The 23,862-nt window shown below is 56.6% G+C and carries 20 protein-coding genes; 9 read left to right on the top strand and 11 right to left on the bottom strand.

The window, feature by feature from the left end:
- Window positions 1-113: 113 nt before the first annotated feature.
- The 5 genes from A0U94_RS05715 to A0U94_RS05695 all read right to left on the bottom strand — a co-directional run bounded on the left by A0U94_RS05715 (window position 114) and on the right by A0U94_RS05695 (window position 6,118).
- Window positions 114-974: an SDR family oxidoreductase gene (locus A0U94_RS05715; protein ID WP_062028082.1), complete on the bottom strand. Its 861-nt coding sequence runs from the start codon at window positions 972-974 to the stop codon at window positions 114-116.
- A gap of 113 nt (window positions 975-1,087) precedes the next feature.
- Entirely contained in the window at window positions 1,088-2,095 is a 1,008-nt protein-coding gene (locus A0U94_RS05710; protein ID WP_062028081.1) for a putative FMN-dependent luciferase-like monooxygenase, read from the bottom strand.
- Window positions 2,096-2,191: 96 nt separating this feature from the next.
- Complete coding sequence (locus A0U94_RS05705) at window positions 2,192-2,806, bottom strand: alkylhydroperoxidase domain protein (RefSeq protein WP_077802745.1); 615 nt, start codon at window positions 2,804-2,806, stop codon at window positions 2,192-2,194.
- The gene (locus A0U94_RS05700) at window positions 2,803-3,453 is read right to left on the bottom strand and encodes a CMD domain protein (protein ID WP_077802744.1); all 651 of its coding nucleotides are present in this window, start codon (window positions 3,451-3,453) and stop codon (window positions 2,803-2,805) included. Before A0U94_RS05700 ends, A0U94_RS05705 begins: the two co-directional genes overlap by 4 nt.
- A 34-nt stretch (window positions 3,454-3,487) precedes the next feature.
- On the bottom strand, window positions 3,488-6,118 hold the full coding sequence (locus tag A0U94_RS05695; protein WP_244178088.1) for a TonB-dependent receptor plug domain-containing protein: 2,631 nt from the start codon (window positions 6,116-6,118) through the stop codon (window positions 3,488-3,490).
- Window positions 6,119-6,484: 366 nt separating this feature from the next.
- Between A0U94_RS05695 and A0U94_RS05690 the strand changes: the two genes are divergently transcribed.
- From A0U94_RS05690 to A0U94_RS05675, 4 genes are read left to right on the top strand one after another with little or no spacing between them, the layout of a single operon-like run.
- Window positions 6,485-8,095, top strand: coding sequence for a TIGR04028 family ABC transporter substrate-binding protein (locus tag A0U94_RS05690; protein ID WP_244178087.1), 1,611 nt, complete (start codon window positions 6,485-6,487; stop codon window positions 8,093-8,095).
- Window positions 8,092-9,084, top strand: a complete 993-nt coding sequence (locus tag A0U94_RS05685) for an ABC transporter permease (RefSeq protein ID WP_077802743.1) — start codon at window positions 8,092-8,094, stop codon at window positions 9,082-9,084. The genes A0U94_RS05690 and A0U94_RS05685 overlap by 4 nt, the downstream gene beginning before the upstream one ends.
- The gene (locus A0U94_RS05680) at window positions 9,081-9,896 is read left to right on the top strand and encodes an ABC transporter permease (RefSeq protein ID WP_077802742.1); all 816 of its coding nucleotides are present in this window, start codon (window positions 9,081-9,083) and stop codon (window positions 9,894-9,896) included. Before A0U94_RS05685 ends, A0U94_RS05680 begins: the two co-directional genes overlap by 4 nt.
- Window positions 9,893-11,494, top strand: coding sequence for a dipeptide ABC transporter ATP-binding protein (locus tag A0U94_RS05675; protein WP_077802741.1), 1,602 nt, complete (start codon window positions 9,893-9,895; stop codon window positions 11,492-11,494). Before A0U94_RS05680 ends, A0U94_RS05675 begins: the two co-directional genes overlap by 4 nt.
- A gap of 1 nt (window position 11,495) precedes the next feature.
- Here A0U94_RS05675 and A0U94_RS05670 read toward each other — a convergent pair whose 3' ends face one another.
- The gene (locus A0U94_RS05670) at window positions 11,496-13,973 is read right to left on the bottom strand and encodes a TonB-dependent receptor plug domain-containing protein (RefSeq protein WP_077802740.1); all 2,478 of its coding nucleotides are present in this window, start codon (window positions 13,971-13,973) and stop codon (window positions 11,496-11,498) included.
- 235 nt (window positions 13,974-14,208) lie between these two features.
- Here A0U94_RS05670 and A0U94_RS05665 point away from each other — a divergent pair, with 235 nt between their 5' ends.
- Complete coding sequence (locus tag A0U94_RS05665) at window positions 14,209-15,147, top strand: LysR substrate-binding domain-containing protein (RefSeq protein WP_062029076.1); 939 nt, start codon at window positions 14,209-14,211, stop codon at window positions 15,145-15,147.
- Here A0U94_RS05665 and A0U94_RS05660 read toward each other — a convergent pair.
- Window positions 15,140-16,615 (bottom strand): aspartate ammonia-lyase, encoded by a 1,476-nt coding sequence (locus A0U94_RS05660; RefSeq protein WP_149026691.1) that lies wholly within the window; start codon window positions 16,613-16,615, stop codon window positions 15,140-15,142. The genes A0U94_RS05665 and A0U94_RS05660 overlap by 8 nt on opposite strands.
- A 174-nt stretch (window positions 16,616-16,789) precedes the next feature.
- Between A0U94_RS05660 and A0U94_RS05655 the strand changes: the two genes are divergently transcribed.
- A complete protein-coding gene (locus tag A0U94_RS05655; protein WP_077802739.1) occupies window positions 16,790-17,992 on the top strand; it encodes a pyridoxal phosphate-dependent aminotransferase in 1,203 nt (400 codons plus the stop codon).
- A 52-nt stretch (window positions 17,993-18,044) separates the two neighbouring features.
- Here the strand turns inward: A0U94_RS05655 and A0U94_RS05650 are convergent, their stop codons facing one another.
- Genes A0U94_RS05650 through A0U94_RS05635 form a run of 4 tightly spaced genes read right to left on the bottom strand, consistent with a single transcriptional unit; the run spans window position 18,045 to window position 21,044 of the window.
- Window positions 18,045-18,488, bottom strand: a complete 444-nt coding sequence (locus tag A0U94_RS05650; protein ID WP_077802738.1) for a biotin/lipoyl attachment domain-containing protein — start codon at window positions 18,486-18,488, stop codon at window positions 18,045-18,047.
- A complete protein-coding gene (gene accC, locus A0U94_RS05645) occupies window positions 18,485-19,852 on the bottom strand; it encodes an acetyl-CoA carboxylase biotin carboxylase subunit (protein ID WP_077802737.1) in 1,368 nt (455 codons plus the stop codon). The genes A0U94_RS05650 and accC overlap by 4 nt, the downstream gene beginning before the upstream one ends.
- Window positions 19,849-20,283: an acetyl-CoA carboxylase biotin carboxyl carrier protein gene (locus A0U94_RS05640; RefSeq protein WP_077802736.1), complete on the bottom strand. Its 435-nt coding sequence runs from the start codon at window positions 20,281-20,283 to the stop codon at window positions 19,849-19,851. The genes accC and A0U94_RS05640 overlap by 4 nt, the downstream gene beginning before the upstream one ends.
- Before the next feature lie 5 nt (window positions 20,284-20,288).
- Window positions 20,289-21,044, bottom strand: a complete 756-nt coding sequence (locus A0U94_RS05635) for an SDR family oxidoreductase (RefSeq protein WP_062107297.1) — start codon at window positions 21,042-21,044, stop codon at window positions 20,289-20,291.
- Between the two features lie 377 nt (window positions 21,045-21,421).
- Here A0U94_RS05635 and pxpB point away from each other — a divergent pair, with 377 nt between their 5' ends.
- The 3 genes from pxpB to A0U94_RS05620 are packed head-to-tail and all read left to right on the top strand — an operon-like array spanning window position 21,422 to window position 23,819.
- On the top strand, window positions 21,422-22,054 hold the full coding sequence (gene pxpB, locus A0U94_RS05630) for a 5-oxoprolinase subunit PxpB (protein ID WP_077803868.1): 633 nt from the start codon (window positions 21,422-21,424) through the stop codon (window positions 22,052-22,054).
- Window positions 22,051-23,055, top strand: coding sequence for a 5-oxoprolinase subunit C family protein (locus tag A0U94_RS05625; RefSeq protein WP_077802735.1), 1,005 nt, complete (start codon window positions 22,051-22,053; stop codon window positions 23,053-23,055). Before pxpB ends, A0U94_RS05625 begins: the two co-directional genes overlap by 4 nt.
- Window positions 23,052-23,819, top strand: coding sequence for a LamB/YcsF family protein (locus tag A0U94_RS05620; protein ID WP_062107241.1), 768 nt, complete (start codon window positions 23,052-23,054; stop codon window positions 23,817-23,819). The genes A0U94_RS05625 and A0U94_RS05620 overlap by 4 nt, the downstream gene beginning before the upstream one ends.
- Window positions 23,820-23,862: the final 43 nt, after the last annotated feature.

The raw sequence follows: 23,862 nt of genomic DNA, 5'->3' as shown, positions 1-23,862 counted from the left end.
GCCGATGATCCTTGAACCTACACTCCAGTTCGAAGGATTGAGACGACCGAGACCGCTCTGTCTGTGCCTCTTTTTGCAGTCAAACCGCTGCAAGAGGCACATAAGGAGCTTTATCAGCCGTTGATGATCATCCCACCATTCACATGCAGTGTCTGGCCCGTTACGAACGACGCATCCTCGCTTGCCAGATAAACATAAGCTGGGCCCAGCTCGGCCGGATCACCACAACGCCCCATCGGCGTATCCTTCCCCAGGTCGGCAACCGCCTGCGGGTCAACAACACCCCAGCTTGCCGGCTGGAGCGGCGTCCACACTGGTCCCGGAGCCACGGCATTTACCCGGATGCCCTTCGACACCAGCTGAAGCGCCAGAGCCCGCGTCATCCCCATTTCCGCTGCCTTGGTCGTGGAATAGGCCAGAAGAGCCTTGTTTCCTGCAAAAGCATTAATGGACGATGTGTTGACGATGGCGCTGCCCTTTTTCAGATGTGCAAGTGCCGCGCGAACAAGATAGAAATAGCCGTTGATATTGGTGTCCATGTGAAGTTGCCATTCCTGATCGGAAATGGCTTCGATGTCTTGTTCCACGATCTGAACTCCGGCATTGTTGACCAGAATGTCCAGTCCGCCAAGTTCCTTTACCGTGTGCTCCACGGCGTCGTTACAGATCTGACTGGAAGAAACATCTCCCGCGATGGCGAGCCCTTTACGTCCTTCTTTTTCAATAAGACGGACCGTTTCCTTGGCATCCTCATGCTCTTCCAGATAGAGGATCGCAACATCCGCACCTTCGCGGGCAAAATGTATAGCCGCAGCACGCCCGATCCCGCTATCTCCCCCGCTGATCAGGGCCTTCTTTCCTGCGAGTTTGCCACTTCCGCGGTAATCAGGGCGGATATGGATGGCCTTGGGCTGCATCAGCTCTTCAAGACCGGGCTGATGGGTCTGGGACTGCGGAGAGATATGATCAGGCATGGGACAACGCTCCGAAAGGGTTCAGGTGCTTTCAGAAGAAAACACTTCCTTTCCGTTTAACTGCCGAAGCGGACAAGCGTTGCCTCACGTCTTTGCGGGATGGGATCCGGAGGTTAGTTCGTGCGGGAAAAATATTCGTGCAGCACAGGTGCAACCTGAGTAGCGAAAAGCTCCAGAGAACGCAGAATATACGTATGTTCCGGATCAATGGAATGCACCTGAATGGCAATTTCGGTCGCATGCTCCAATGTCCTGTCCCGCAGAAGGGAAGCAACGACTTCTTCCGGTGTGCCAATGTGCACGTCAAAGGTGCGGATCAGGGTATCAATATTCGTATCATCTATCGTATGGCCTGCGGCACGGAATTTCCTCACCTGACGTGACAGGCCTTTTTCCGCCAGTCGCAAGGCCTCGGCCCGATCATCGGCAACAAAAACCGACCGTGACGCCAGAATTCGCGGGTTCCGACCGTCAGGAAGGGCGTTGAGGTAGGCTTCCACCATTGGAACCTGCAATTCCCACAATGAAGCATCCGGTTTTTCCGGCCGGCGGGGCTGCGTACGCGACAGTAGCAATCCGTCACCATCGCTCCCTGCCCGCTCCCCCCCGAATACGGAGAACGTTGCCTGCCAGCTACGGTTCTCAAGCCCCGTGCCACCCGGCCACAAACGGTTGCCGTCCGGTAATTCTTCTCCGGTCCATGCCGATTTCACCGTATGGAGTTTTCGGTTGAAAACGGCATGTCGATCCGCAAAATTTTCACCAAATGCCGGATAAGACGTCGGGGTTCCCCCAGAGCCAAAACCGACTTCCAGTCGCCCTCCTGATAAAATGTCTGTAACAACAGCATCTTCCGCAACCCGCACAGCATCTTCCATGACGAGCGTGACAACGCCGGTTCCCAGACGAATTCGAGACGTCTGGGCAGCAGCATGAGCCAGAAAGGGAAAAGGGGACGGAAGGCCGCCTTCATCCCCATGGAAATGGTGCTGGGCAACCCAAGCGCTCTGAAAGCCATAAGCTTCCGCAGCCCTGATCTGCTCCAGCGCAAGAGCATATCGCTGAGCGGCAGGGACATCATCCAGAAGGCGGGTAAAAAAACCGAACTGTTTTTGTGACACGGACCAGATAACTTTCAGTCTGATTCAGGGTATGGTTTGGTGCTCTATGAAATATTCCATAATCAATCGGTATCTCCTGCAGGGAATGCCGATTGATTACTCTGACGGGAGTGTCGGATATCCCAAAGAAAGCATGAGACGATTTGCCCAGTTAAAGAATGAAGAGGCATTGATCAGATCCAGAATTTCCGCGTCTTCAAACCCGGCCTGTCTCAACACTCTGATATGAACATGCGAAAATCCGACTGGTGTTTCAGACACACGTCGGGCGATTTCCTCCACAAGCTGCCATTTCAGATCTGTGTCGTGGGGAAGCTGCCCCGTTTCCAGCAATGCGGCGAGAGCCTCTGGGGAACCGCCTTGACGCTCACTGAAACGTGCGTGGACGGAAGCGCAGTAGATGCATCCGTTAAATCGCGAAACAACAGTGGCCGCAAGCTCCCGTTCCCTGCGTGGCAATCCTCCTGAGACATTGTAGAAAATATCCTTGTCGCTGCGTGTCCGGGCTCCAAGGATCTCAGGGTCCCGTGCCAGCAGCCTGAAATATGGAGATTTAGCCCGTGCACGGTCTACAAGCCCCTCGTAATGGACCTCAGTCAGGTTGCCTTCTTCAAGAGGCTCAAGCCACGGGTGCCAGTCCAGTTGAGCCTTTGTAAAACGGTCGGGTTCCTGAGTGTCTGTCTTTGAAACAGTCTGTTCTGTCACGCTCATGATGGGTTCTCCGAAAGGGTGGCACCTGCTGCCGGGCCGACATCGCGCAGCACGCTCAGGCCATGAATAACGCGGATCTGGAACGCCAAAAATGAAATGAGCTGGGATAACGTCACGATGCCCGTGTCAGTCCACCCGGCTTTTTTCAGTCTTTCAAGTGCCTGTACCGAGGCGTCCCGGGGATGAAATGTCAGGAAATGAGCGTGCTCCAGAGCCCGCGCCAATGATCTGTCAACATTGACGTCCGAAACTTCAAATTCAGAGCCCTTGAGATCCTCACCTGAAAGTGGACCGGCTGGATAAGCTCCATAAGGCCCCAGTGTTCTTCCCTGCCGGGACAGATTTTCGATAACCGGTGACAGCTCCTTTTCTTGTTCCGATCGTTCAAGAAGGTCCAGATAGAGGCGATAGATCGCCGTATCGCCATGTAGTCCCGCAACAAAGGCGGCGACGGCCAGTCGATGCGTCTGCGGGAATTCTTCGTCCTCCAGGGGATTGAGGAGCAGCTCAGCGCTCTTTTGCGCATTGTCACGCAAAACCTCACGCCCCCGCCTGAGGGTATCCAGCCAGGAATCTGAATCAATTCCGACCACGTAATCAATAAGATCTAGGGGTGGATCTGCTTTGAAAGAAAAAATTGTAGTCATCAGTCTATCCGAATATCTGAAGTATCTGGAAAGTTCAGAAGACATATCCAATCCGGGCATAATAATATCCGCCCTCGTACCCGCCAGGGGCCGTCTCCGGATACTTGATTGTGCCCTGGGTTTCGGAAATGGTGCTGGTCTTCACGCGGGTGGGAAACTTGTTGAACAGATTATTGGCCCCTGCCGTCAGCGTAAAACCGCTCCCAACGCGGGCGCTGAAAGCAAAGTTGGTCTGAACCTGTGGTCTTATATGTGTCCAGGTTGAGGAGGGATCGCCGCTATAATTGATCCATTCCACCCCCGCGTAGCGCTGTTCCTGAACATAGAGATTGTAGCGCCCCCTGCTCCAGTCCAGCGCAAAGGATTCCTTGTTCTTTGGAGATGCCCTCAGCAGATTGTTTCGCGACAGGCTGTCATAATACGTCTGCCCAAGCTGCTGTAGAACGCCGGGAGTGTCGGCGTAATGCGTTACTTCGGTGTCCGCCACATTGGCCTGTACACTTCCTGTCAGAACGCCCCAGCGTTTTGCGAGAGGAAACTGGTAACTGAGCTTTGCCGTAAAGCCATTGGTGGTCGTGTTGCCGATATTGGTCATGTAATTGACGAATATTCTGTCGGTTGGGCTGCTGGTAATTCCCTGACTGTACAGGAATTCATTCATCCGGGTGCCTGAAAATTCCGTCGTGCTCTCGATCCGGTCATTGATGTCGATCCGGTAACCGTCCAGCGTCACGCGAAGAGAGTCGATGGGTGTCCAATCAAAACCGATGTCATAACTGCGGGAGGTTTCTCCTTTGACGCCGGTTGCACCGAGAAGTCTGGCAACCGGATCAAACGAAGACAGGTTTTCCGTCACCTGTCCGGGGCCAGTTGACGTTGCGTTGTAATGAACCGCTCCCAGGGTCGGCGCCCGATAGCCTGTATTGATGCTGGCGCGCAGAGCAAAGCGCTTGTTGAAATTGTAACGCATCCCAATCGAACCTGTCGGAGCAGCCCCCTTGTCGGAATAACTAACTGCACGGCCGCCGATCGTCAGTTCCCACTTCCGGGTCAGGAACAGATCGAGGCCGACGTGACCGTCAAAAATATCGCGGGACCAGTTGCCAGCGTTCTGCGGCTCAAAGCCGGCATAACCGGCGGCGCCTGAACTCGGCTGGACACCCGTTTGTCCAACAAGAACAGGTCCGGTTGCCCAGGACTGATAGTCTCCCTGCCCGATCTGATAGGTATCGTGACGATATTCCAGACCGAAATTAAGTTCGGCAGGTTTCGCAAGCTGCGGAATTGCAAACTTCTTTGAGAATTTCGCCCCCCCGATCAGTTCGGATGCGATGATCTGTCCCTGATGGAAGTTCGTCTGGCTATCCACGCCGAAAGTCGGGTTTTCGTCGTTTTCGACATTTTCGTTCACACGCTCACGTCCGAACGAGGCGTAGGTATTCCAAGCGAGCCCATGCGCCAGAACCCCACGCAAACCGCCATTGACCTGAAAATCCAGTTCATCGAATGTTTCAAGTGGCGAGTATCCGTTAGGGTAAAGAGCGCGGGTGGTATTATTATTGGCCGGCCCGCGAAAAAATCCGACACGCACGGTCGAGCGATGTCCGAGAGTGCCAGTCGCATAACCTTCCACGCGGTCGGTAATGGGGACATGACCATTGAAGCTGAAGACTTCAGCCAGAGATTTGCTGACACCCTCGACACGATTGACATCCTGCCCGACCCGCTGCTGCATTTCGGCATCCTGTGGCAGCTCGTAAAGTTTGGCCGTGTTGAGCGCGTCCCGATGGCTTGGAAGCTGGTTCAGGACCTGCCAGGCGACATCAATTCCGCCACCCTGATTGCCGATCTTGTGCTCGATATCGCCATAGCCTTCAACGGCCTGTCCGTCTCCCGCATAAAATCCGCTGTTCATGAGGTTGACCGTGCCACCATTTTTTGTACCGCTCTTCAGAACGATATTGATGGCACCACCAATTGCGTCCTGCCCGTAAAGAGCCGTCGCACCCTCTGTAATGATTTCGATATGATCAATGGCGCTCAGCGGGATGAGGCTCAGATCCGCAGGCTCGGTTCCTTTGGCGGGACCATCGCCCCAGTTGCCAAGAGCGCTGATGTGCCGCCGCACACCGTTGACAAGGACGAGCGTTTCATCAGCATTGAGATTGCGAAGAATGACCGTCTGGGTGGGCGTTGTTGAATAGGCGCCCCCACCTCCTCCCGGCGGAGCATTCAGTTCGGGCGATGTCTGCTGAAGAGCTGCGATGACATTGGTCTGCCCTGTCTGCAGAAGCTGTGCCCCTGAAACAATAGCGACGCTGACCGTACTTTTCGTGGGTGTCGCAACCCTGAACGCGGGCGCGATATTGCCCTGACTTCCTGTCGCGACGATCCGCTCGACCCCGCTGTGGTCTTCAACACTTCCGGGCGCCGTCGAAGCAGTGTGCGAAAGTGATTTGGCGGGGGAACTTGCCTTGTGTTCCGCAGACTGTGGGCGTCTGGCCTTGACGTATTTCCGTGTGTCCCGCTCGCTTTCCGACGCAGTTGTTGCATCTGCGGCAATCGCGGCGCCGGTCGCCCCCAGAGACAGCAGAAGAGTCGTGGCAATCCATACGGGTCTTGAACCGGAACGCCGCAGAGAGTCATGAGTCCGTCTATACGGCATAGCTATTTCACCATCGGATATGATGTTTGTGCCAGCGATGAATCACCAGTCTTCAATGTTGATAAACATGATTCGACATAAACAACAACCCGAAATGTTTTATGAATATAATAACTACTATATATAGTTTATTTTTGTCTGTGATCCGCTTCCTGTTTTTCAGGAAAAACGCTCCGCCCTTCTTGTCCTGGGGGTTAAGACGCCTGAATGACGCTCTGAGAGCGCAACAAATATTTTCACCAAACATCTTTCCAAAATGGGGAATTTAAGGATATACATATTAACAACTATTTATTTAAGTTATTATTCCCTACCCGCGTCTCAACGCAGTCCCTCCTGAAGGTGATAATGCCGGTTCATCACTCCGTGTCTGTCCGACGATCTGCGCTGGCAACCGTGTTTCTTGCGGGGCTCTCTGCTTTTCCGCAGGCCCAGAGCCGGGTCCCGGACCGAACGATCATCTACCTGGACCCACAGGAGCATACCAATCTCTACCCTCCCGCTGGCGGATTCTATCCAAACGGCGGCATTCTGAGCCAGATCACGGATCGTCTGACCTGGCAGGATCCTGAAACGCTTGAAATCAAACCATGGCTGGCAACCGACTGGTCCGTGAATGCCGATAGTACGATTTACACATTCCACCTGCGTTCCGGTGTCACGTTTTCTGACGGGACGCCGCTCGATGCGCAGGCTGTAGCCTTGAATTTCCAGACATACGGCAAAGGCAATCAGGCACTTCATTTCCCGGTTTCAGAAGCCATCAGCAATTTCGATCATGCGGAAGTTGCCAGTCCCACAACCGTCATTTTCCATTTCACGCACCCTGCCCCCGGCTTTCTGCAGGCCACGTCTGTTCTGGGTTCGGGGATTGTCTCTCCCACGACACTGGGGCGTCCGTTCGATGACCTGGGAACGGCAACAGGCATCATAGGCTCCGGTCCTTTCGTCGTTTCAGCTGATATTCCGGGGCGGGAGGTCGATCTTGTCGCGCGTCAAGACTATCGCTGGGGGCCAAAAGCAGAAGAGGGTAGAGCCACGGTGGACCGGATCAAGATTCTGGTCGTTCCTGAGGATAGTATTCGGGTGGGAGCGCTTCTTGCAGGTCAGGCCGACATTATCCGGCAGGTCGAAGCCTATGACGAAGAACAGATACGCCGTGCGGGATACAGGCTTTTTGCACCATCCACTCGCGGCGTGAACACCGGCCTTGCCTTCCGGCCCGATAACCCTCTGGTAGCGGATATCCGGGTTCGGAAGGCGCTCCTCCATGGAACGGACCGGCAGGAAATCGTGAGTGTTCTGTATTCGCGGAACTATCCCGTAGCCCGTTCGATCCTGTCCTCACAGGCCGCAGGATATGCCGATTTCTCCCAAAAACTGAAATATGATCCTGCCCTTGCTGCGAGTCTTCTGGACAGCGCGGGCTGGAGAATGGGCGAAGATGGCCTGCGTCACCGCAACGGACAGACGTTACGATTGGGAATTCATGTCTCCCTGCCCCATCCCCAGAACAAGACCATGCTCGAACTGATTGCCCAGCAATGGCGTCGACTGGGCGTGCAGCTCGACATCATGTCCGGGGCTGCCGCAGGGGTTCTTCTGGACAACCTCAACCCGCAAAGAACGCCCCTGACCGTTTCGGAAGTGGGACGGGCCGATCCCGATGTTCTCAAGAGCGAATTCTTTCCACGAAACCGCGATTCCCTTCTTCAGAAGGGAGGACAAAGCACGAAAGTCCGTGCTTTCAGGGACGAGACTCTCGACACGATGCTGCTTGATATCGCCTCCATCACCGATCGTGAGGAACGCCTGAGACGGGTTGTCGCGGTTCAGGAATATCTGATCGACAATGCCTATGACATCCCGCTTTTCGAAGAGCCGCAGGTCTATGCAGCATCCCCGGACTTGAAAGGCCTGCGCTTTGAGGCTGTCGGCCGACCGGTTCTGCGGGATCTGGAGTTTGCGGCCCCATGAATGTCTCTCATTTCCCTGAACACCGTGGCTTTGCCGGACATTTCCTGGTGCAGGTCGGTCGGGCTCTTCTGATCCTCTGGGGCGCCTTCACGCTGACTTTTATCCTGTTGCAGATGATGCCGGGAGATGCCGTCATGATCCGCTTCATGGACCCTGAACTTGGCCTGTCGCCCGAGCAGATCGAAACCATGCGCGTTCTGTACAGCGGGTCGTCAAACCCTGTGTTTCAGTATTTTCACACCCTCTGGCAGGTTCTGCATGGCAATTTCGGATATTCCGTCCAGCTTGGCGTTCCTGTCGGGAAACTGCTGTCAACGGCACTTCCCGTTACTCTGCGGCTGGCAGGCGTCGGGTTTCTGCTCTCTCTCGTCTGGACCCTAGCGATTGCCGTAGGGGCCAGTCTTCTGCCGATGCGGGCCCTGCGACAGGCCGTTCATGCCCTCCCCGGACTCTGGAGCGCAATTCCACTCTACTGGTCCGGCATTCTTATCATTCAGGTTCTGTCCTTCAGGTTGCACCTGCTGCCTGTCGTCGGAGTCGGGGCATGGGAAGGTGTGCTTTTACCGGGTTTGGCCGTCAGTCTGCCGGTTGCAGCCCCTCAGGCCAAACTTCTGCTCCAGCAAATCGAGGAAACGGAGCGCCTTCCTTTCGTCATGGCCAGCCGGACACGCGGGGCCAGTCGGGTTTCTGTTTTCTTCCGTCATATTCTCCCCAATTCCGTCATTCCGTCCCTGACGGTGGCAGGGCTGTCGCTGGGGGAACTGATTGCAGGCGCCATCGTCACCGAGACCGTTTTTGGTCTGAACGGTCTGGGCCAAATGACGCGGGATGCCGTCTCGGGGCAGGACGTGGCCGTTCTTCAGGCTGTCGTCTTGATTGGTGCGGCAGGTTTCGTAGGCGCCAACCTCGCTGTTGATCTTCTCATTCCCCTGATTGACCCGACTTTGCGCATGTCCCATCGGATCGGAGGCGGCAAGTCCGGATCATGAAGCGATTTTCCATTCCTTCTCCCCTCTCTGTGCTCTCCGCCATTGTCATCGGGGTCTGTGTGGTTGCAATCCTGTGGCCCTCCGCTTTGACAAGCGGAGATCCGGCGACAGGCGTGGCTCCGGAACATCTTCTGCCGCCAGATAGTGCGCACTGGTGTGGAACCGATCAGCTTGGGCGCGACGTCCTGACCCGCATCATTTACGGCGCGCGCGAAACGCTGCCAGCCGCTTTCGTGGCGACCATGACCGGTATTGTGCTTGGCTCGGTCATCGGGGGATTTGCCGCACTGTCAGGGCCTGCGGTGGACACGCTGCTTTCGGGTGTCATTGATGTCCTTCTCGCTATTCCTGAACTTCTTCTGGCTCTGACGGTCGTCATTCTGACGGGTTTTGGCCCGGTTCATGCCGCTCTTGCCGTCGGTATAAGCCAGACGGCCGGCTTTGCGCGCATTGTCCGCAACCTCGTCCGGACACTACGGTCGCAGACCTATGTCGAGGCCGCCCGCCTGTCAGGAACCGGTTTCTGGGGCATAGTCGGATGGCATATCCTTCCCAATACCTTTCGTCCGCTGCTCGGGATGGGGATCCTGCGCTATGCCACGGCCATCCTGTCCCTCGCCACTCTGGGCTTTCTTGGGTACAGCGCGCCTCCGCCAACGCCGGAATGGGGGCTCATGATTTCAGAAGGACGGGGTTATCTGGCCACAGCGTGGTGGATGACCACATTCCCCGGCCTCGCCCTGCTGACCGTCGCTCTGGCAGCCAACCGCCTGAGCCAGGCCATGACGAACGCAGGGGAAGAACGGCCATGACCTCTCCAGCCCCTGTTCTGGACGTAAACGATCTGGCCATTTTCTATGGTGACAGGATCGCCGTGAACGGCATTTCGTTTACGGCGCTGCCCGGAAAGACGACAGCCCTGATCGGAGAATCCGGCTCCGGAAAATCCACCATCGCCAAGGCTGTCATCCGCCTGTTACCGCCTTCCGCGCGTATTGATCGTGGCAGTATCACCCTGAACGGGCAGTCTCTGCTTGCGGCATCGTCACGCACCCTCAATACCATCCGTGGACGTCAGATCGGGTTCATCCCTCAGGATCCGGGCAGTTCGCTTGATCCTCGCATTCCCATCGGCCGACAGGTGGGGGAAATTCTGCGTCTGCACACCTCCGAAGGTCGGCAGGAGCGTCGTGACCACGCGCTGACTCTTCTGGAGAAGGTTGGGCTGCCCGATCCTGGACGGTGCTTTTCGCAGTTTCCCCATGAACTCTCGGGAGGCATGAAGCAGCGCGTGCTCATTGCCATCGCCGTTGCCCTCGCTCCCGGGCTCATTATTGCCGACGAACCCACGAGTGCTCTGGACGTCACGGTCCAGCGTCAGATTCTGGACCTGCTCGACCTTCTGCGCGAGGAAAACGGCTGTTCGGTTCTCATGATTACCCATGATCTCGCCATCGCCCGTGACAGGGCGCATGACGTCGTCGTCATGCAACACGGCGTTGTCGCGGAACGCGGTCTTTCAGACAGCCTCTTCAGTGCACCCCATTCTCCGTATACCCGCAGACTCCTGAGGGATTCTCCTGCCTTTCATCCCAGAACTCCTCCTGCGCGAAAGGTCGGCCCGGCGCAGGTTCCGGCCCTGGAGGTCTCAAACCTCACCATCACCCATAGGACTCACGGAGGGCGCACAAGTCCGACCGTGCGGAATGTTTCCTTTACCGTGCAGCGTGGCACGACCCACGGCATTATCGGAGAATCCGGTTCCGGCAAGACCACGATCCTGCGTTGCCTTATGGGACTGATTGCTCCGATTTCAGGAAGCGTCCGGATCCATGGGGCAGATGCTTTTGGTGGCCGCCCCGGCGACCGGGGCCCGTTCCGCAGCATGCAGCTTGTCTATCAAAATCCCTGGAGTTCGCTGGACCCGCGGCTGACGGTTCGTCGGATCATAGAGGAGCCCCTGCGTAACCATTTTAATGAAAACCGTTCATGGCGTCTCCAGCGGATCCACACACTTCTGGAGCGGGTGCATCTGAAGCCCGACATCCTTGAGCGGTATCCTTCCGATATTTCCGGAGGTCAGTGCCAGCGTGTGGCTCTGGCGCGGGCTCTTGCTGCGGAACCCGACATTCTTGTGCTGGACGAATTCGTTTCCGCACTGGACGTCACGGTACAGGCCCGCATTCTGGAACTCCTGACGGAGTTACAGAATGATCTTGGCCTGACATTCGTTTTCGTATCCCATGATCTTGCGGTTGTCAGACAGATCTCTGATACCCTCTCCATCATTCGACACGGACAGCAGGAAGAATACGGGCGTGCGGAAAGCATCTTTTCGCACCCCGCATCGGACTATACCCGAACCCTGCTTCAGGCCATTCCCGGGAAATCCGCTTCAGATTGTCTGTAACTCAGAAGTCGATGGATGTTTTGACGTAATACATGCCGCCATTGAAGCCGTAAGGCGAATAAGAGGCATATTTCGTCAGGCCCTGCTGCGTATGGGAAATCGAAGACGGCACACGCGTCGGATACTTGTTGCCGACATTGTTGGCCCCCACTCCGATGCTCCAGCGTGGCAGGATTTTGTAATCCACTTCAAGATTGGTCAGCAGTGCCGGATTCTGCATGAACGGCACGCTGCCCGGCCCCGTTGGAGCCGCCATGTAGATGATCGAGCCGTAACGCATTTCCTGCACGAATGCGGACCATTTGCCATAGGTCCAGTTCACGCTGATCTGCTCGCGGTTTTTTGGAGCAGCGTGCAGGACGATTTCCTTGGTATATTCGTTGACGAAGCTGTCTTTCGCGGAGCGGATTTCGGTATCCGAGAAATTGATTCCCATCGCAAACCGGAACTGCCCCAGACGCTGCGTGTGCAGCGTATAATCTGCGCTGAAGTCGCCGCCGAATGTCTGGGTATTATAGAGGTTTGCGTAATAGGAAAGCGATGTCGCGCTCTCAAGATTGTTCTGCGCCAGCAGGTTCATGAGGACGGAATCGTCTTTATCAACGCTATAGGTTTTCGTGCTTCCCAGACGGGAGTTGATGGCAATGTAATAAAGATTTCCGGTGACATGAAAATTATTCACCGGCGTAGCATCGAGACCAATGCTGTAACTCCGGGAATATTCACCCTTCATCGTGCCGGAACCGAGATATCTGGCGATGGTGCTGTTTGCGGGAACCTGATCCACCGTGTAGCCGGGGTAAGGCGCGGAATAGAAATAGGACATCTCACCCAGCGTTGGCGGACGATAACCGGTATTGACGTTGGCGCGCACAGCCCATCGTTTGTTGAAGTTGTATCGTGTGCCGACCGAGCCCGTTTCGACAGTGGCGAGGTTGTTGTAGCTCGCAACGCGGCCACCCAGTGTCCACTCCCATTTTTTAGTGACGTAGAAGTCCAGATTCGCAAAGCCCTCGTAAACGTCACGGTTCTGGTTGGTGACGGCCATCGGCACGTTCCCCGGATGATCCGTAGCTCCCAGCCCTTCCCAAGATGCCGTCTCACCTTCGGTCATCTGGAATGTATCATGGCGGTATTCCGCGCCAAATTTCAGATCAACCGGTCGCGGCAGGAAACCTGTCTGGAACGACCGGGAGCCGCGAATGCCACTCGTCAGTTCTGTTGCGATGGACGCTCCATCATAAAAGGACGTCTGCGTGCTGTCGGGGATGGAAACGTTTTCTGAATCCTTGGTCCCGTATTTCTGCGCATCACGTCCGAACGTGACATAGGCGTCCCAGGCAAATCCAAACTTGTGAGCCCGGATGCCATTATCCGTCTCAAAGTCATACTGGTCCATCGTGATATAGGGCTGGTTGCCGTTGGGATACAGGTTGGTGTTGATCCAGGTATCCGTATCGGCCGCACTGCGATACGTCTCGGCGACATTGGCGCGACGGTGCGAGAATGTTGAGGTGCTATAGGCACTGAAGCCGTGCCCAAGCGGCAGGGACATGTTCTCGCTCAGGGTCTCCAGCGTTGACTTCGGAAGACCAAGCCCCCGCTGGACATCCCGATTGGCCGTCTCGTTTCGGGAATCGCTGAAGAGGGTGCCATAGAAATCTCCACCACGCGTTGTGGGGAGCTGATGGGTAACCTGCGCGGCAAGATCGAGGTATCCGCCATTATTGCCCAGAGCCATGCCATAATTGGCCGATCCGTCGAGCCCCTGCCCATCGCCAGCGTAATAACCATTGTTCTTGAAATTGATGCTGCCGCCATGGGTGTCGCGTTTGAGGACAATATTAACCGCGCCTGCAATGGCATCCTGTCCGTAAAGGGCAGATGCCCCTTCGGTAATCACCTCAATATGGTCAATGGCAGAGACCGGGATCAGCGAAATGTCGCTCGGTTCACTGCCCCAGTTCGTTCCGGCATTCGAGTTGAAGTTGGCGCCGATATGACGGCGATGCCCGTTGACGAGAATCAGCGTGTCATCAGGAGACTGGCCACGAAGCTGCATCGTCTGAACGAATGCACTCGCTCCACCGCCTGGAAGCGCGGCCGTTGTGATGGCCGGGTTGGCCTGCGCCAGTGCGGAAAGCACGTTCGTCTGGCCTGTCTTGAGCAGTTCAGCGCCGGTCACCACAGTCACCTGCGTCGTGCTGTGGCGCGCCGTAACCGGAGAGAAAACCGAATTCGTCTGCCGTCCACCGACCTGAATACTCTCCGTTGATATCGCCTGAAGCGACGTCGGAGCACGATGAACCGAAGGCTTGCTTTGGGCAGGAGAAGCACCTGCCCTTTTTTTGGCAACGACCCTGTGATGTTTCACTGGAGCCGTTGCTGAAGCCGATGCCGCAAGAACCCTGTCCGGCATGAACGCGCCCAGTGCAGCTCCTGCGACCAGACAGAGTTTCCAATTTGACCCAATCAACATTGCATCCCTCTCAAGTCGCCGGAATTCCGATACGAAGTATGAGTTTATGGTACGGATACGTTATGTTTTGGCGTCATATGGATTATTTATATTCCAATCCCGCAACGAGAATTTTTCGGAATCCCTCTGCTGGTACCGTGGTCGGGTTCAATCGCATTCCGATGGATTCATTGACCATTTTCTCCAATCGGCAGAGTATTGGATTCACAGTTCGTCACATCAGGAGATTGGCCCGTTGGATATCAGGCGTTTGCAGGCCTTCGTGAAGATCATTGATCTTGGCAGCATTTCCCGCGCCGCCGATCTACTGAACATCGCCCAGCCCGCGCTCAGCCAGCAACTGGCAGCCCTTGAAAGCGCGTTCCGCCAGAAACTGGTGATCCGGAGCAAAAGTGGCGTCACGCCTACGATTGCCGGTTCCGTCCTGTACCGTCACGTCCAGATCCTGAGCAAACAGTTCGACCGGGCCATGGTCGAAATCACCCAGGGGGCTGGTCCCCTTGTCGGCAAGGTTTCGGTCGGCCTGTCTCCATACAGCGCAGGCTCGACGCTATCCGTGGAGCTTCTGCGCCGTATCCGGGAAGAACTTCCAGGCATCGTCTTGCATCTGACCGAAAGTTTTGACGACATTTACAGCGAACTCGTCATGACCGGACGCCTGGACATGGCCGTCATACATGGCTCGGGGCCCATGAAAGGTGTCAGCTTCACGCCTCTGATGAAGGAGGAATTCTTCCTGCTTGCTCCGGAGGCGCTTGCCATTCCTCACGACGGCGAAAACACGGTTCAGCTCGCAGATATCACGGAGATTCCCCTTCTCGTACCGCCCAAGCACAACTTTGTCCGCAAGGCGATCGACATGGCATTCATGCGCAAAGGACTGGAGCCGAACATCGTCGCGGAAATCGAAGCTCTGACAACGCTTCAGGGAGCCATTCAGGAAGGGATCGGGAGCACCATCCTTCCCTGGTCGGTCGCGAGCAGAATTGCCGTTGAAGGCCAGTCGCGCATATACGCCCTGCGCAACCCGGTCATCAGCGAGAATGTTTCCCTCTGCATTCCCGAGCTGGTTCCTGAAACGGAGGCATCCGTGGCCGTCCGGGAGCGGCTCATCGAGCTGGCCAGGGCCATGGCATCATCACGCAACTGGCCGGGGACGCAGGCATCTACCTGAAAGCCGCTTCAACCTGTCCGACATTGGGCCGCGTCAGGAATTCCGGACGAAGCAGACCTGCGAGTACGTCCTGAGTCACCAGTTTTTCCTGAAGGACAAGCTCCGGAACACTCCGGTTTTCAGCCAGAGCCCGGCGGGCAATCCGGGAACAGGTATCGTAGCCAAGAAGCGGAACCAGCGCGGTGACGATACCAATATTCCGTTCAAACAGAAACCGGCACTGCTCGGCGTCCGCGGCAATTCCGGAGACGCATTTTGTGGTCAGAAGCCTAATAGCTGCCGTGAGCGTCTTCAGGGACGAAAAAAGACAGTATCCGATCATCGGCTCGAAAGGATTGAGCTGAAACTGTCCTCCATCAGCACACATGCTCAGCGTGACATCATAACCTGCAACGAGATAGGCCACCTGATTGACGGCTTCCGGGATGACCGGATTGACTTTGCCTGGCATGATCGAAGACCCTGCCTGTACGGACGGCAGGGTAATCTCTCCAATGCCCGCCCGCGGGCCGCTCGACAGCAGGCGCAGATCGCTTGAAATCTTGGATAGTTTGAGCGCCAGCCGCTTGAGCACGCCGGAGAACAGGACGAAAGCTCCAACATCCGATGTCGCTTCAATCCTGTCAGCGGCTCCCGTTACGGCCAGACCAGTCAGTTTTCCAAGCTCCCGGATGACGGCGTCCGCATAACGGGGATCAGTGTTCAGGCCTGTCCCGATCGCCGTTCCGCCAAGATTGACCGTCAGAAAAGCTTCGCACTGGCTGCGTATGTGACGGATTTCCGTTTCCATCGCATGCTGGAATGCCCTGAACTCCTGTCCAAGCGTCATGGGTACCGCATCGCGCAACTGCGTGCGGCCGACTTTCAGAATGTCCGAGAATTCATCGGCTTTCTTTCCGAAAGCCCGGGCCAGTTCTTCCAGGGCCTCAAGCAGAGGCGCAGTTGCTGTAAGAAGCCCCAGGCGCAGGGCGGTTGGGTAAACATCATTTGTGGACTGTGCCATGTTTACATGGTCGTTTGGATGCAGGATCTGGTAATCACCGGGCTTTTGGCCGGCCAGTTCCAGCGCGACATTGGCGATGACTTCGTTGACGTTCATGTTGGTGGATGTCCCTGCCCCACCCTGCATGACGTCCACAATAAAATGGTTGCGATAATCGTCACGGGTCAGCAGGGCCCTGCAGGCCGCCTCGATCAGACTGGCTCGCTCTTCATCCAGATAGCCAAGCGCTCTGTTCGTCCGCGCGGCAGCCTGCTTGACCGTCACAAATGCCCGGATGAAATCGGAAAATGCTCCGACGGGCTCCCCGCTGATGGGAAAATTTTCTGCTGCGCGGCTGGTATGAACCCCCCACAAGGCATTCTTCGGGATACAAGCCTCTCCCAGCAGGTCTTTCTCGACCCTGAAGCCATCCAGTGGCGGCATCATGTCTGCCGCAACGTCGGACCGGGATGCGGATGTCGTCATTTCGGGTATCCAGAGCTGTGATGGACCCCGAGCCTATTATTGCGACTTCGATTCAACCCCATATGATTGTGATATAGGGTCAGACAATTTTCGGCAGTATCTCGACGCCTACGAAACGATTTACGATACGTTCATTCGCGTATGCGCTACCCTTATGCGGCAATGGAGACATCAATGCCCGGTTTTGCTGATCGACTGAACGGAATTGGAGTCTCGGCCTCTGCCGCCATGACCGACAAGGCCCGCGAACTCAAGGCAGAAGGCCTCAAAATCGTCAGCCTGTCTTCCGGCGAACCCGATTTCCCGACCCCCGACCACGTCGTGGAGGCCGCCATCGCGGCCGCTCGTGGGGGCGATACCAAGTATCCGCCGCAGGATGGAAAACCCGCGCTCAAAAAGGCCGTTCAGGCCAAGTTCCTGCGCGAAAACCATCTCGATTATGCCCTTGACGAAATTCTCGTCGCCAATGGCGCCAAACAGATCATTTTCGACGCCCTGATGGCAACCTGTAACACAGGCGACGAGGTTGTTCTCGCCGCTCCATACTGGATCAGCTATTCGGATATCGCGCGTCTGTGTGGCGCCAGACCTGTGCAGATCGACTGCCCGGCCGAAGACAATTTCCGCCTGTCTGCCAAAGCGCTGGATGCCGCCATTACACCCAACACCAAATGGCTGCTGCTGAACTTCCCCAACAATCCGACTGGCGCATGTTGCCCGCGCGAGGATATGGAAGAAATCGCGGCCGTCCTGCTGAAGCATCCTCATGTCTGGATCATGACGGATGATATTTACGAACACCTGATCTATGACGGGTTCGACTTCTGCACCATTGCCGAAGTCGAACCGCGCCTGAAAGACCGTGTTCTGACGGTCAATGGTGTCTCCAAGGCCTATGCCATGACGGGCTGGCGCGTCGGCTATTGTGGCGGCCCACGGAACCTGATTGCCGCCATGAACAACATGCAGGGGCAGTCCACCAGCGGTATCAACACCATCGCGCAGGCCGCTGCCATTGCCGCCCTCGAAGGTCCGCAGGATTTCCTGAAAGAGCGTGCTGCCGAATACCAGTTCCGCCGCGATCTGGTTGTTAGTCTGCTAAACGCCATTCCGGGCGTCACGTGCCATACACCGCAGGGCGCATTCTACGTCTACCCTGAAATCGGCGCCTGCCTGGGCAAGACCACACCCAAGGGACGTCATCTCGCCACGGATGCAGATTTCGTCATGGCTCTCCTGGAAGAACAGCAGGTTGCATCCGTTCAGGGGGGAGCTTACGGCATGAGTCCGTTCTTCCGTATTTCCTATGCAACCGACCGGGAAACCCTGAAGGAAGGCTGCCGACGTATCTCGGATTTTGTAAGCTCTTTAAGTTGAAAAGACGGCGGGGAAGCAGCTGAAGCCTCCCCGTCCCTTTAAGGTATCGTGGCTATCGGCTTGTTGGTTCAACCTGCACAACCGGAGCTCCATACCCCGTCAGCGCACCATCCTCCCCGGCGACGTCAACGATCGTCCCCGTCACCAGAACCAGAACCGGGATCTGCAAGGCTCCGATCCGCATCTGTGCCACCACATCTCCCGGCTGCACCGATGTTCCGACTTTCGCCAGTTCCGTCAGGACCAGAGTGCCAAAATATGGCGCACTGACTGCAATACGGCTCGAGAGATCCTGGACAGGCGGAACATTTTCTGCAATCTGCACATCCGATTTCGCGACAGAGGACGTTACACGCATAAAACAGCGTGCACCCTTGCCATCGGAAAGCTCGATTGTCTCCAGCCCGGCCTCGATCAGCAGATCCGCAATCCGTGCAAGATCCTCTGCAGACGGAATGCCTTCAAACTCCGGAACCTGATTTTCTACGGCGTTCATGATGGCGACCTCTCTGCAAGCCAGCGTTCGAGATGGTGAATATCGACGCCTCCTTCCTGAAACTGCGGATCGGCCAGAAGTGCTTGATGAAGGGCAATATTGGTAGAAATTCCCTCAACCCGCATTTCAGCCAGCGCCACGCGCATCCGGGCAATCGCCTGTTCGCGTGTTGCGCCGTAGCTGATGATTTTGCCGATCAGAGAGTCATAGTAAGGCTGGACGGTATAGTTACTGACCACATGCGTATCCACGCGAATGCCTGGACCGCCAGGCAGGTCCCACCGTGTCACCGTTCCCGGAGACGGCATGAACGTTGCCGCATCTTCCGCATTCAGACGACATTCAATCGCATGACCCTGCATCAGGATATCGTTCTGGCGCAGGCCCAGTGTTTCACCCTGTGCAATCCGAATCTGCTGGGCCACGATATCAATGCCGGTCGTTTCTTCCGTAATGGGATGCTCGACCTGCACGCGTGTGTTCATCTCGATGAACGCGAAGATCCCGTCTTCATACAGGAACTCGAAGGTCCCTGCCCCGCGATAGCCAATCTGTCGGCAGGCCTGAACACAGCGTTCTCCGATCCCGGCGATGGTTTCGGGCGGGATTCCAGGTGCGGGGGCTTCTTCCAGAACTTTCTGATGACGCCGCTGCAAAGAGCAGTCCCGTGCGCCAAGCCAGAGAGCCGTTCCATGCGTATCACACAGGACCTGGATTTCGACATGGCGCGGCTTCTGCATGTATTTTTCAAGATACAGCGTTGGGTTGCCGAAGGCCTGCTGGGCCTCCTTGGCCGTCAGTGCTACGGCGTTCTCCAGCTCGTCCCCACCATGCACGACCCGCATGCCACGACCCCCACCGCCGCCGGAGGCCTTGACGATCACGGGGAAACCGACTTCGAGTGCAATAGCCCGAACTTCTTCCGCAGAAGCCGAAAGTGGTCCGTCCGAACCCGGCACGCAGGGCACTCCTGCCTCCCGCATGGCCCGCTTGGCGGTAATCTTGTCTCCCATCATGCGGATGGAGTCTCCGGTCGGGCCGATGAATGTCAGACCCGCCGCTTCAACCGCATCTGCAAAATCCGCATTTTCCGAAAGGAACCCATATCCCGGATGGATGGCTCCTGCTCCCGTCACTTTCGCCGCCAGAAGCAGCCCGTCCCTGTCGAGGTAGCTTTTCGATGCGGCCGCAGGGCCGATGCACAGAGACACATCCGCTTCACGGACATGTCGGCTCTCTGCATCGGCTTCCGAATATACGGCCACCGTCTCCAGTCCCAGCTGACGGCAGGCGCGCTGGATCCGCAAGGCAATTTCCCCGCGATTGGCAATCAGAACTCTTTTGAAACGCTGCATTTCATTCATACCAGACGGAACAGAGGCGTTCCCATATCGACTTCAGTGCCACCCGCCACCAGAACTGCTTCAATCGTTCCTGCAACACCCGCACGGACTGGATTGAAAACCTTCATGGCCTCCAGCAATCCGACCTGCTGCCCTGCTTCCACTTTCTGTCCGACAGCAACGTAAGGCGGCGCATCCGGTGAAGGCGCAAGGTGAAAGACGCCATACGACGGCGCGGTAATGGTCTCCTGCGCATCTGAGGCGGATGTCATCACGGAGGGCTTAGGGACGGCTGGTGTTGTTTCTGCTGGCTTTGCAGCAACAACACCAGCCCCTTGGCCGTTCTGCGCTCTCGCAAGGCGGATCCTGCGGCCATTTTCCTCAATCTCAAGCTCCGCAATCGGAGCCTGAGCCATGAGATCGATCAGACGTCTGATCTGTGAGAGATCCACTGATATCAGCCCGGAGCAGAAGTTTTCTTTGCAAAGTTCAGACCACCCACGACCTGCATCGTCGGCAGCACTTCCATGAAGCTGACATTCATGCGCTGCGGCGCCAGAACCGCAAAGGCCACGGAGTTGGCAATGTCTTCTGGCAGCAGAGAATCATACTCGTCGAAGAAGCGCTTCTTCGCTTCGGCCATATCCCCGATCAGACGGCCGAAAACCTCGGTCTCCACCCGTGCGGGAGAGACTTCCGTCACCCGGATCTGACGGCCGAACAGATCGCACCGCAACTGCTGGGAAAGCGAATGCACGCCGGCCTTCGTGGTATGATAGACCGTGTTGCCGCCTGCAAAGGCGTAGTGACCGGCAATCGAACTGATATTCACGATATGCCCGCGGTTGCGCTCAATCATTCCCGGCACCACCAGACGCGTCAGTTGCAGGACGGCACGCAGATTCACGTCCACAAGCGCGTCGATGTCCTCAGGGGTCGTGCTTGTGATGTTCCCAGTCCGGGACTGACCCGCATTGTTGACCAGAACATCGATTTCCAGACTGGCGATGAGAGCCTCGAGCCCCGCCTGATCCGATACGCTGACGGCATGGGGGATGCATCCTGTTTCACTTGCCAGCGTTTCGAGGCGCTGCGCATCACGCGCCAGAGCATGAACTTCAATGCCGCTCTCGCTCAGCCGCCGGACAATGGCAGCGCCGATGCCTGAAGAAGCACCTGTGACGAGGGCTGTGCGGTAAGGAGTATTGCTCATGCGAAGAAAACCCATTGCTGGAAAATGAAAAAAGACTGCCATCAGCTTCATCCGCAAGACGGAGCATCAGACCGGAATGTCGGCCTGACGCTAATGGAGTTAGTGTACAAACACCAAGAGCCGTTCGTTCTTGCCCCATAACATTATCCGATGGAACTCGTACTCCATCACTCAACCATAAGATTATCCGATGACCTCAAACGCCGAATTCCTCTGGTCATCATTCCCGTACCAGTCATATCGTTTCGATGCCGCCTCAAAAACGGCCTTTGAGACAATGAGACGGATCCGTCACAGCCCGGGAACTGCATGTTTTGACCGCAGACACGCTTCTCACATCTGACCGGCATCACGCCAGCAGCGCGCCAGTCATCAGCATGATGGGCACGCGCGCCATACTGTTCGAAGCACCCGGCGCCTTTACCATGGAGCAACAGCAGCGGATCTGGGCGCTCATTGAGCACGCCGAAAACCATCCTGACATTCAGGAACTCGTTCCCGGCGTCACCAACCTGCTTCTGATCTTCACCCACGCTCCGGAATATCCGGAACAGATTGCTGACTGGCTCCGCAACGCCTGGGAGAGCCTTCCACCCCGCCAGATCGCCGGACGTCTCTTTGAAGTGAATGTTCGCTATGGTGGCGCACTGGGGGAGGATCTGGCCGCGGTCTCCGCTCATACCGGACTGTCTCCCGAAGAGGTTATCCGGCTGCATCATGAAGGCGAATATACCGTCTGCGCGGTCGGAAGCGCGCCCGGGTTCGGCTACCTTCATGGCCTGAATCCGCGTATCGCAACGCCGCGAAAATCCATTCCCTCTCTCAACATGCCCGCAGGAACCGTAACGATCGGAGGGATGCAGGCAGGGATTTCCGCACTGACTGGCCCCAATGGCTGGAATTCGATCGGTTATAGCGAAATCTGTCTTTTTGACCCGTATCGCAGCTCTCCTTCCCTGTTCGCCATAGGCGATCGCATCCGTTTTTGCCCGGAGAGCATTGAGCTGTGATCACGATCCTCGAAACCGCACCGCTCAACACCATTCAGGATCAGGGACGTCCGGGCTATCGTAATCTCGGGGTTGGAAGCTCGGGCGTCATGGACCCGCTTGCCCTGAAAATTGGCAATATTCTTCTGGGAAACGCGCTAGAGGCAGCCTGCATCGAGCTTCAGACCTATCCTTTCGTAATCCGGTTCGACACCCCAAGCAGCTTCGCCGTCACAGGGATTGACGCGCCTCTGACACTGGACGACAGGCCTGTTCTTGCTTGGTCCGTGGAAACCGCGGCTCCCGGACAGGTGCTGCGGGTGGGCATCCCCAGAACGGGTGCCCGGGCATATATCTGTGTGGAAGGCGGCATCGACGTTCCTGTGGTGCTGGGTTCACGCAGCACCCAGCTTCGAGGCGGTTTCGGCGGAATGGATGGACGCTTTCTCGAGGCCGGTGATGAGCTTGCCACGAAACCCGCGTCCGCTTCGCTCTCAGGTTATGGCGCGGTTCCACCAGCGCGCGTTCTTGAAAATCAGTCTGACGACGGGAAAATCGTTCTGCTGCGCGCGGTGCCTGGAACGGATTATACGCGTTTTACACCTGAGTCCCGGGAGCGTTTCTGGGATCAGGGCTGGCGCATCACGCCCCAGAGCAATCGCGTGGGATATCGCCTGAGCGGCACCCCACTTACCCTGCTCGAACGGATCGAGCTGCGATCATACGGCATTATTCCGGGCATCGTACAGGTGCCTCCGGCGGGTGAGCCTATCGTCCAGCTCGCCGATGCGAATACCGCTGGGGGTTACCCTCGCATCGCAACCGTGATCGAGGCCGATCTGTGGCGTCTGGCCCAGGCGCGGATTGGAACATCTATCCGCTTTGTCGAATGCAGCCATAAGACAGGCATCGCGGCCCAGCAGCCAATCGACAGTTACCTTGATGATCTCCGCCTGATGGTCGCCCATTACCGCGCCTCCTGTCAGTCACGAAATGGCACAAACTCCCGAGGCACAGCATGAAGATCGACCTAAACTCCGACATGGGCGAAGGCTTTGGCCGCTGGCGTATCGCTGACGATGACGGGCTGATGGACGTTATCTCGTCAGCCAATATCGCCTGTGGCTTTCATGCCGGCGACTACGCCATCATGAACCGCACCGTTCAGCGCGCGAAAACAAAAGGTGTCGGAATTGGTGCACATCCGGGATTGCCGGATCTGATAGGTTTTGGGCGCCGTTCCATGTCCATTTCGGATGCGGATATGGAAGCCATGATGGTTTACCAGATCGGTGCGCTGCAGGCCGTGGCAGCCTTACACGGACATCGCGTCACGCATGTCAGCTATCACGCCGCCTTCGGAAACATGGCCAATGCCGATGCCGGTCTGGCATTGAGGCTTGCCCGCGCCATCGCCGCGCTGGATCGTGAACTGACGGTCTTCTGTATGCCCGGACAGCTGACGGAGCGTGCAGCCGAGACGGCAGGGCTTCGTGTTCAGACCCTGTTTCTTGCAGACCGGGCCTATACAAGCCTTGGAACGCTTGTTCCGCGCGACCAGCCGGGCGCCGTCATCCACGATCTGGCTGCCATCAGAGCGCGTGTCAGGCAGTTTCTTGAAGACGGGTCTGTCACGACCTCTGTGGGATCGCGGCTTCAGGTCAAGGCACAGTCCATTCTGGTGCATAGCGATACGCCGGGATCACTGGAACTGGCAAAAGCCATCCGCTCAGAAATTGAAGCTGTCGGGGCAGTCCTGACACCGGCGTTCCGGCTTCACGACTAACAATCATAATGCCCCTGACCAGTCCTTCAGACACTACTGCGTC

Origin of the sequence: Gluconobacter albidus, from assembly GCF_002005485.1 — a bacterium.
Classification (GTDB): Bacteria; Pseudomonadota; Alphaproteobacteria; order Acetobacterales; family Acetobacteraceae; genus Gluconobacter; species Gluconobacter albidus.
The sequence above is the reverse complement of the archived record's forward strand: the minus strand, read 5'-3'. Positions and strand labels throughout refer to the sequence as shown.

Bases quoted from the DNA above. Each gene is read 5' to 3' on its own strand.
- A0U94_RS05650 (WP_077802738.1), bottom strand. From the start codon at position 18,488: ATGAACGCCGTAGAAAATCAGGTTCCGGAGTTTGAAGGCATTCCGTCT.
- A0U94_RS05705 (WP_077802745.1), bottom strand. From the start codon at position 2,806: ATGAGCGTGACAGAACAGACTGTTTCAAAGACAGACACTCAGGAACCC.
- A0U94_RS05670 (WP_077802740.1), bottom strand. From the start codon at position 13,973: ATGTTGATTGGGTCAAATTGGAAACTCTGTCTGGTCGCAGGAGCTGCA.
- A0U94_RS05635 (WP_062107297.1), bottom strand. From the start codon at position 21,044: ATGAGCAATACTCCTTACCGCACAGCCCTCGTCACAGGTGCTTCTTCA.
- A0U94_RS05700 (WP_077802744.1), bottom strand. From the start codon at position 3,453: ATGACTACAATTTTTTCTTTCAAAGCAGATCCACCCCTAGATCTTATT.
- A0U94_RS05680 (WP_077802742.1), top strand. From the start codon at position 9,081: ATGAAGCGATTTTCCATTCCTTCTCCCCTCTCTGTGCTCTCCGCCATT.
- A0U94_RS05685 (WP_077802743.1), top strand. From the start codon at position 8,092: ATGAATGTCTCTCATTTCCCTGAACACCGTGGCTTTGCCGGACATTTC.
- accC (WP_077802737.1), bottom strand. From the start codon at position 19,852: ATGAATGAAATGCAGCGTTTCAAAAGAGTTCTGATTGCCAATCGCGGG.
- pxpB (WP_077803868.1), top strand. From the start codon at position 21,422: ATGATGGGCACGCGCGCCATACTGTTCGAAGCACCCGGCGCCTTTACC.
- A0U94_RS05715 (WP_062028082.1), bottom strand. From the start codon at position 974: ATGCCTGATCATATCTCTCCGCAGTCCCAGACCCATCAGCCCGGTCTT.
- A0U94_RS05660 (WP_149026691.1), bottom strand. From the start codon at position 16,615: ATGACGACATCCGCATCCCGGTCCGACGTTGCGGCAGACATGATGCCG.
- A0U94_RS05675 (WP_077802741.1), top strand. From the start codon at position 9,893: ATGACCTCTCCAGCCCCTGTTCTGGACGTAAACGATCTGGCCATTTTC.
- A0U94_RS05620 (WP_062107241.1), top strand. From the start codon at position 23,052: ATGAAGATCGACCTAAACTCCGACATGGGCGAAGGCTTTGGCCGCTGG.
- A0U94_RS05655 (WP_077802739.1), top strand. From the start codon at position 16,790: ATGCCCGGTTTTGCTGATCGACTGAACGGAATTGGAGTCTCGGCCTCT.
- A0U94_RS05695 (WP_244178088.1), bottom strand. From the start codon at position 6,118: ATGCCGTATAGACGGACTCATGACTCTCTGCGGCGTTCCGGTTCAAGA.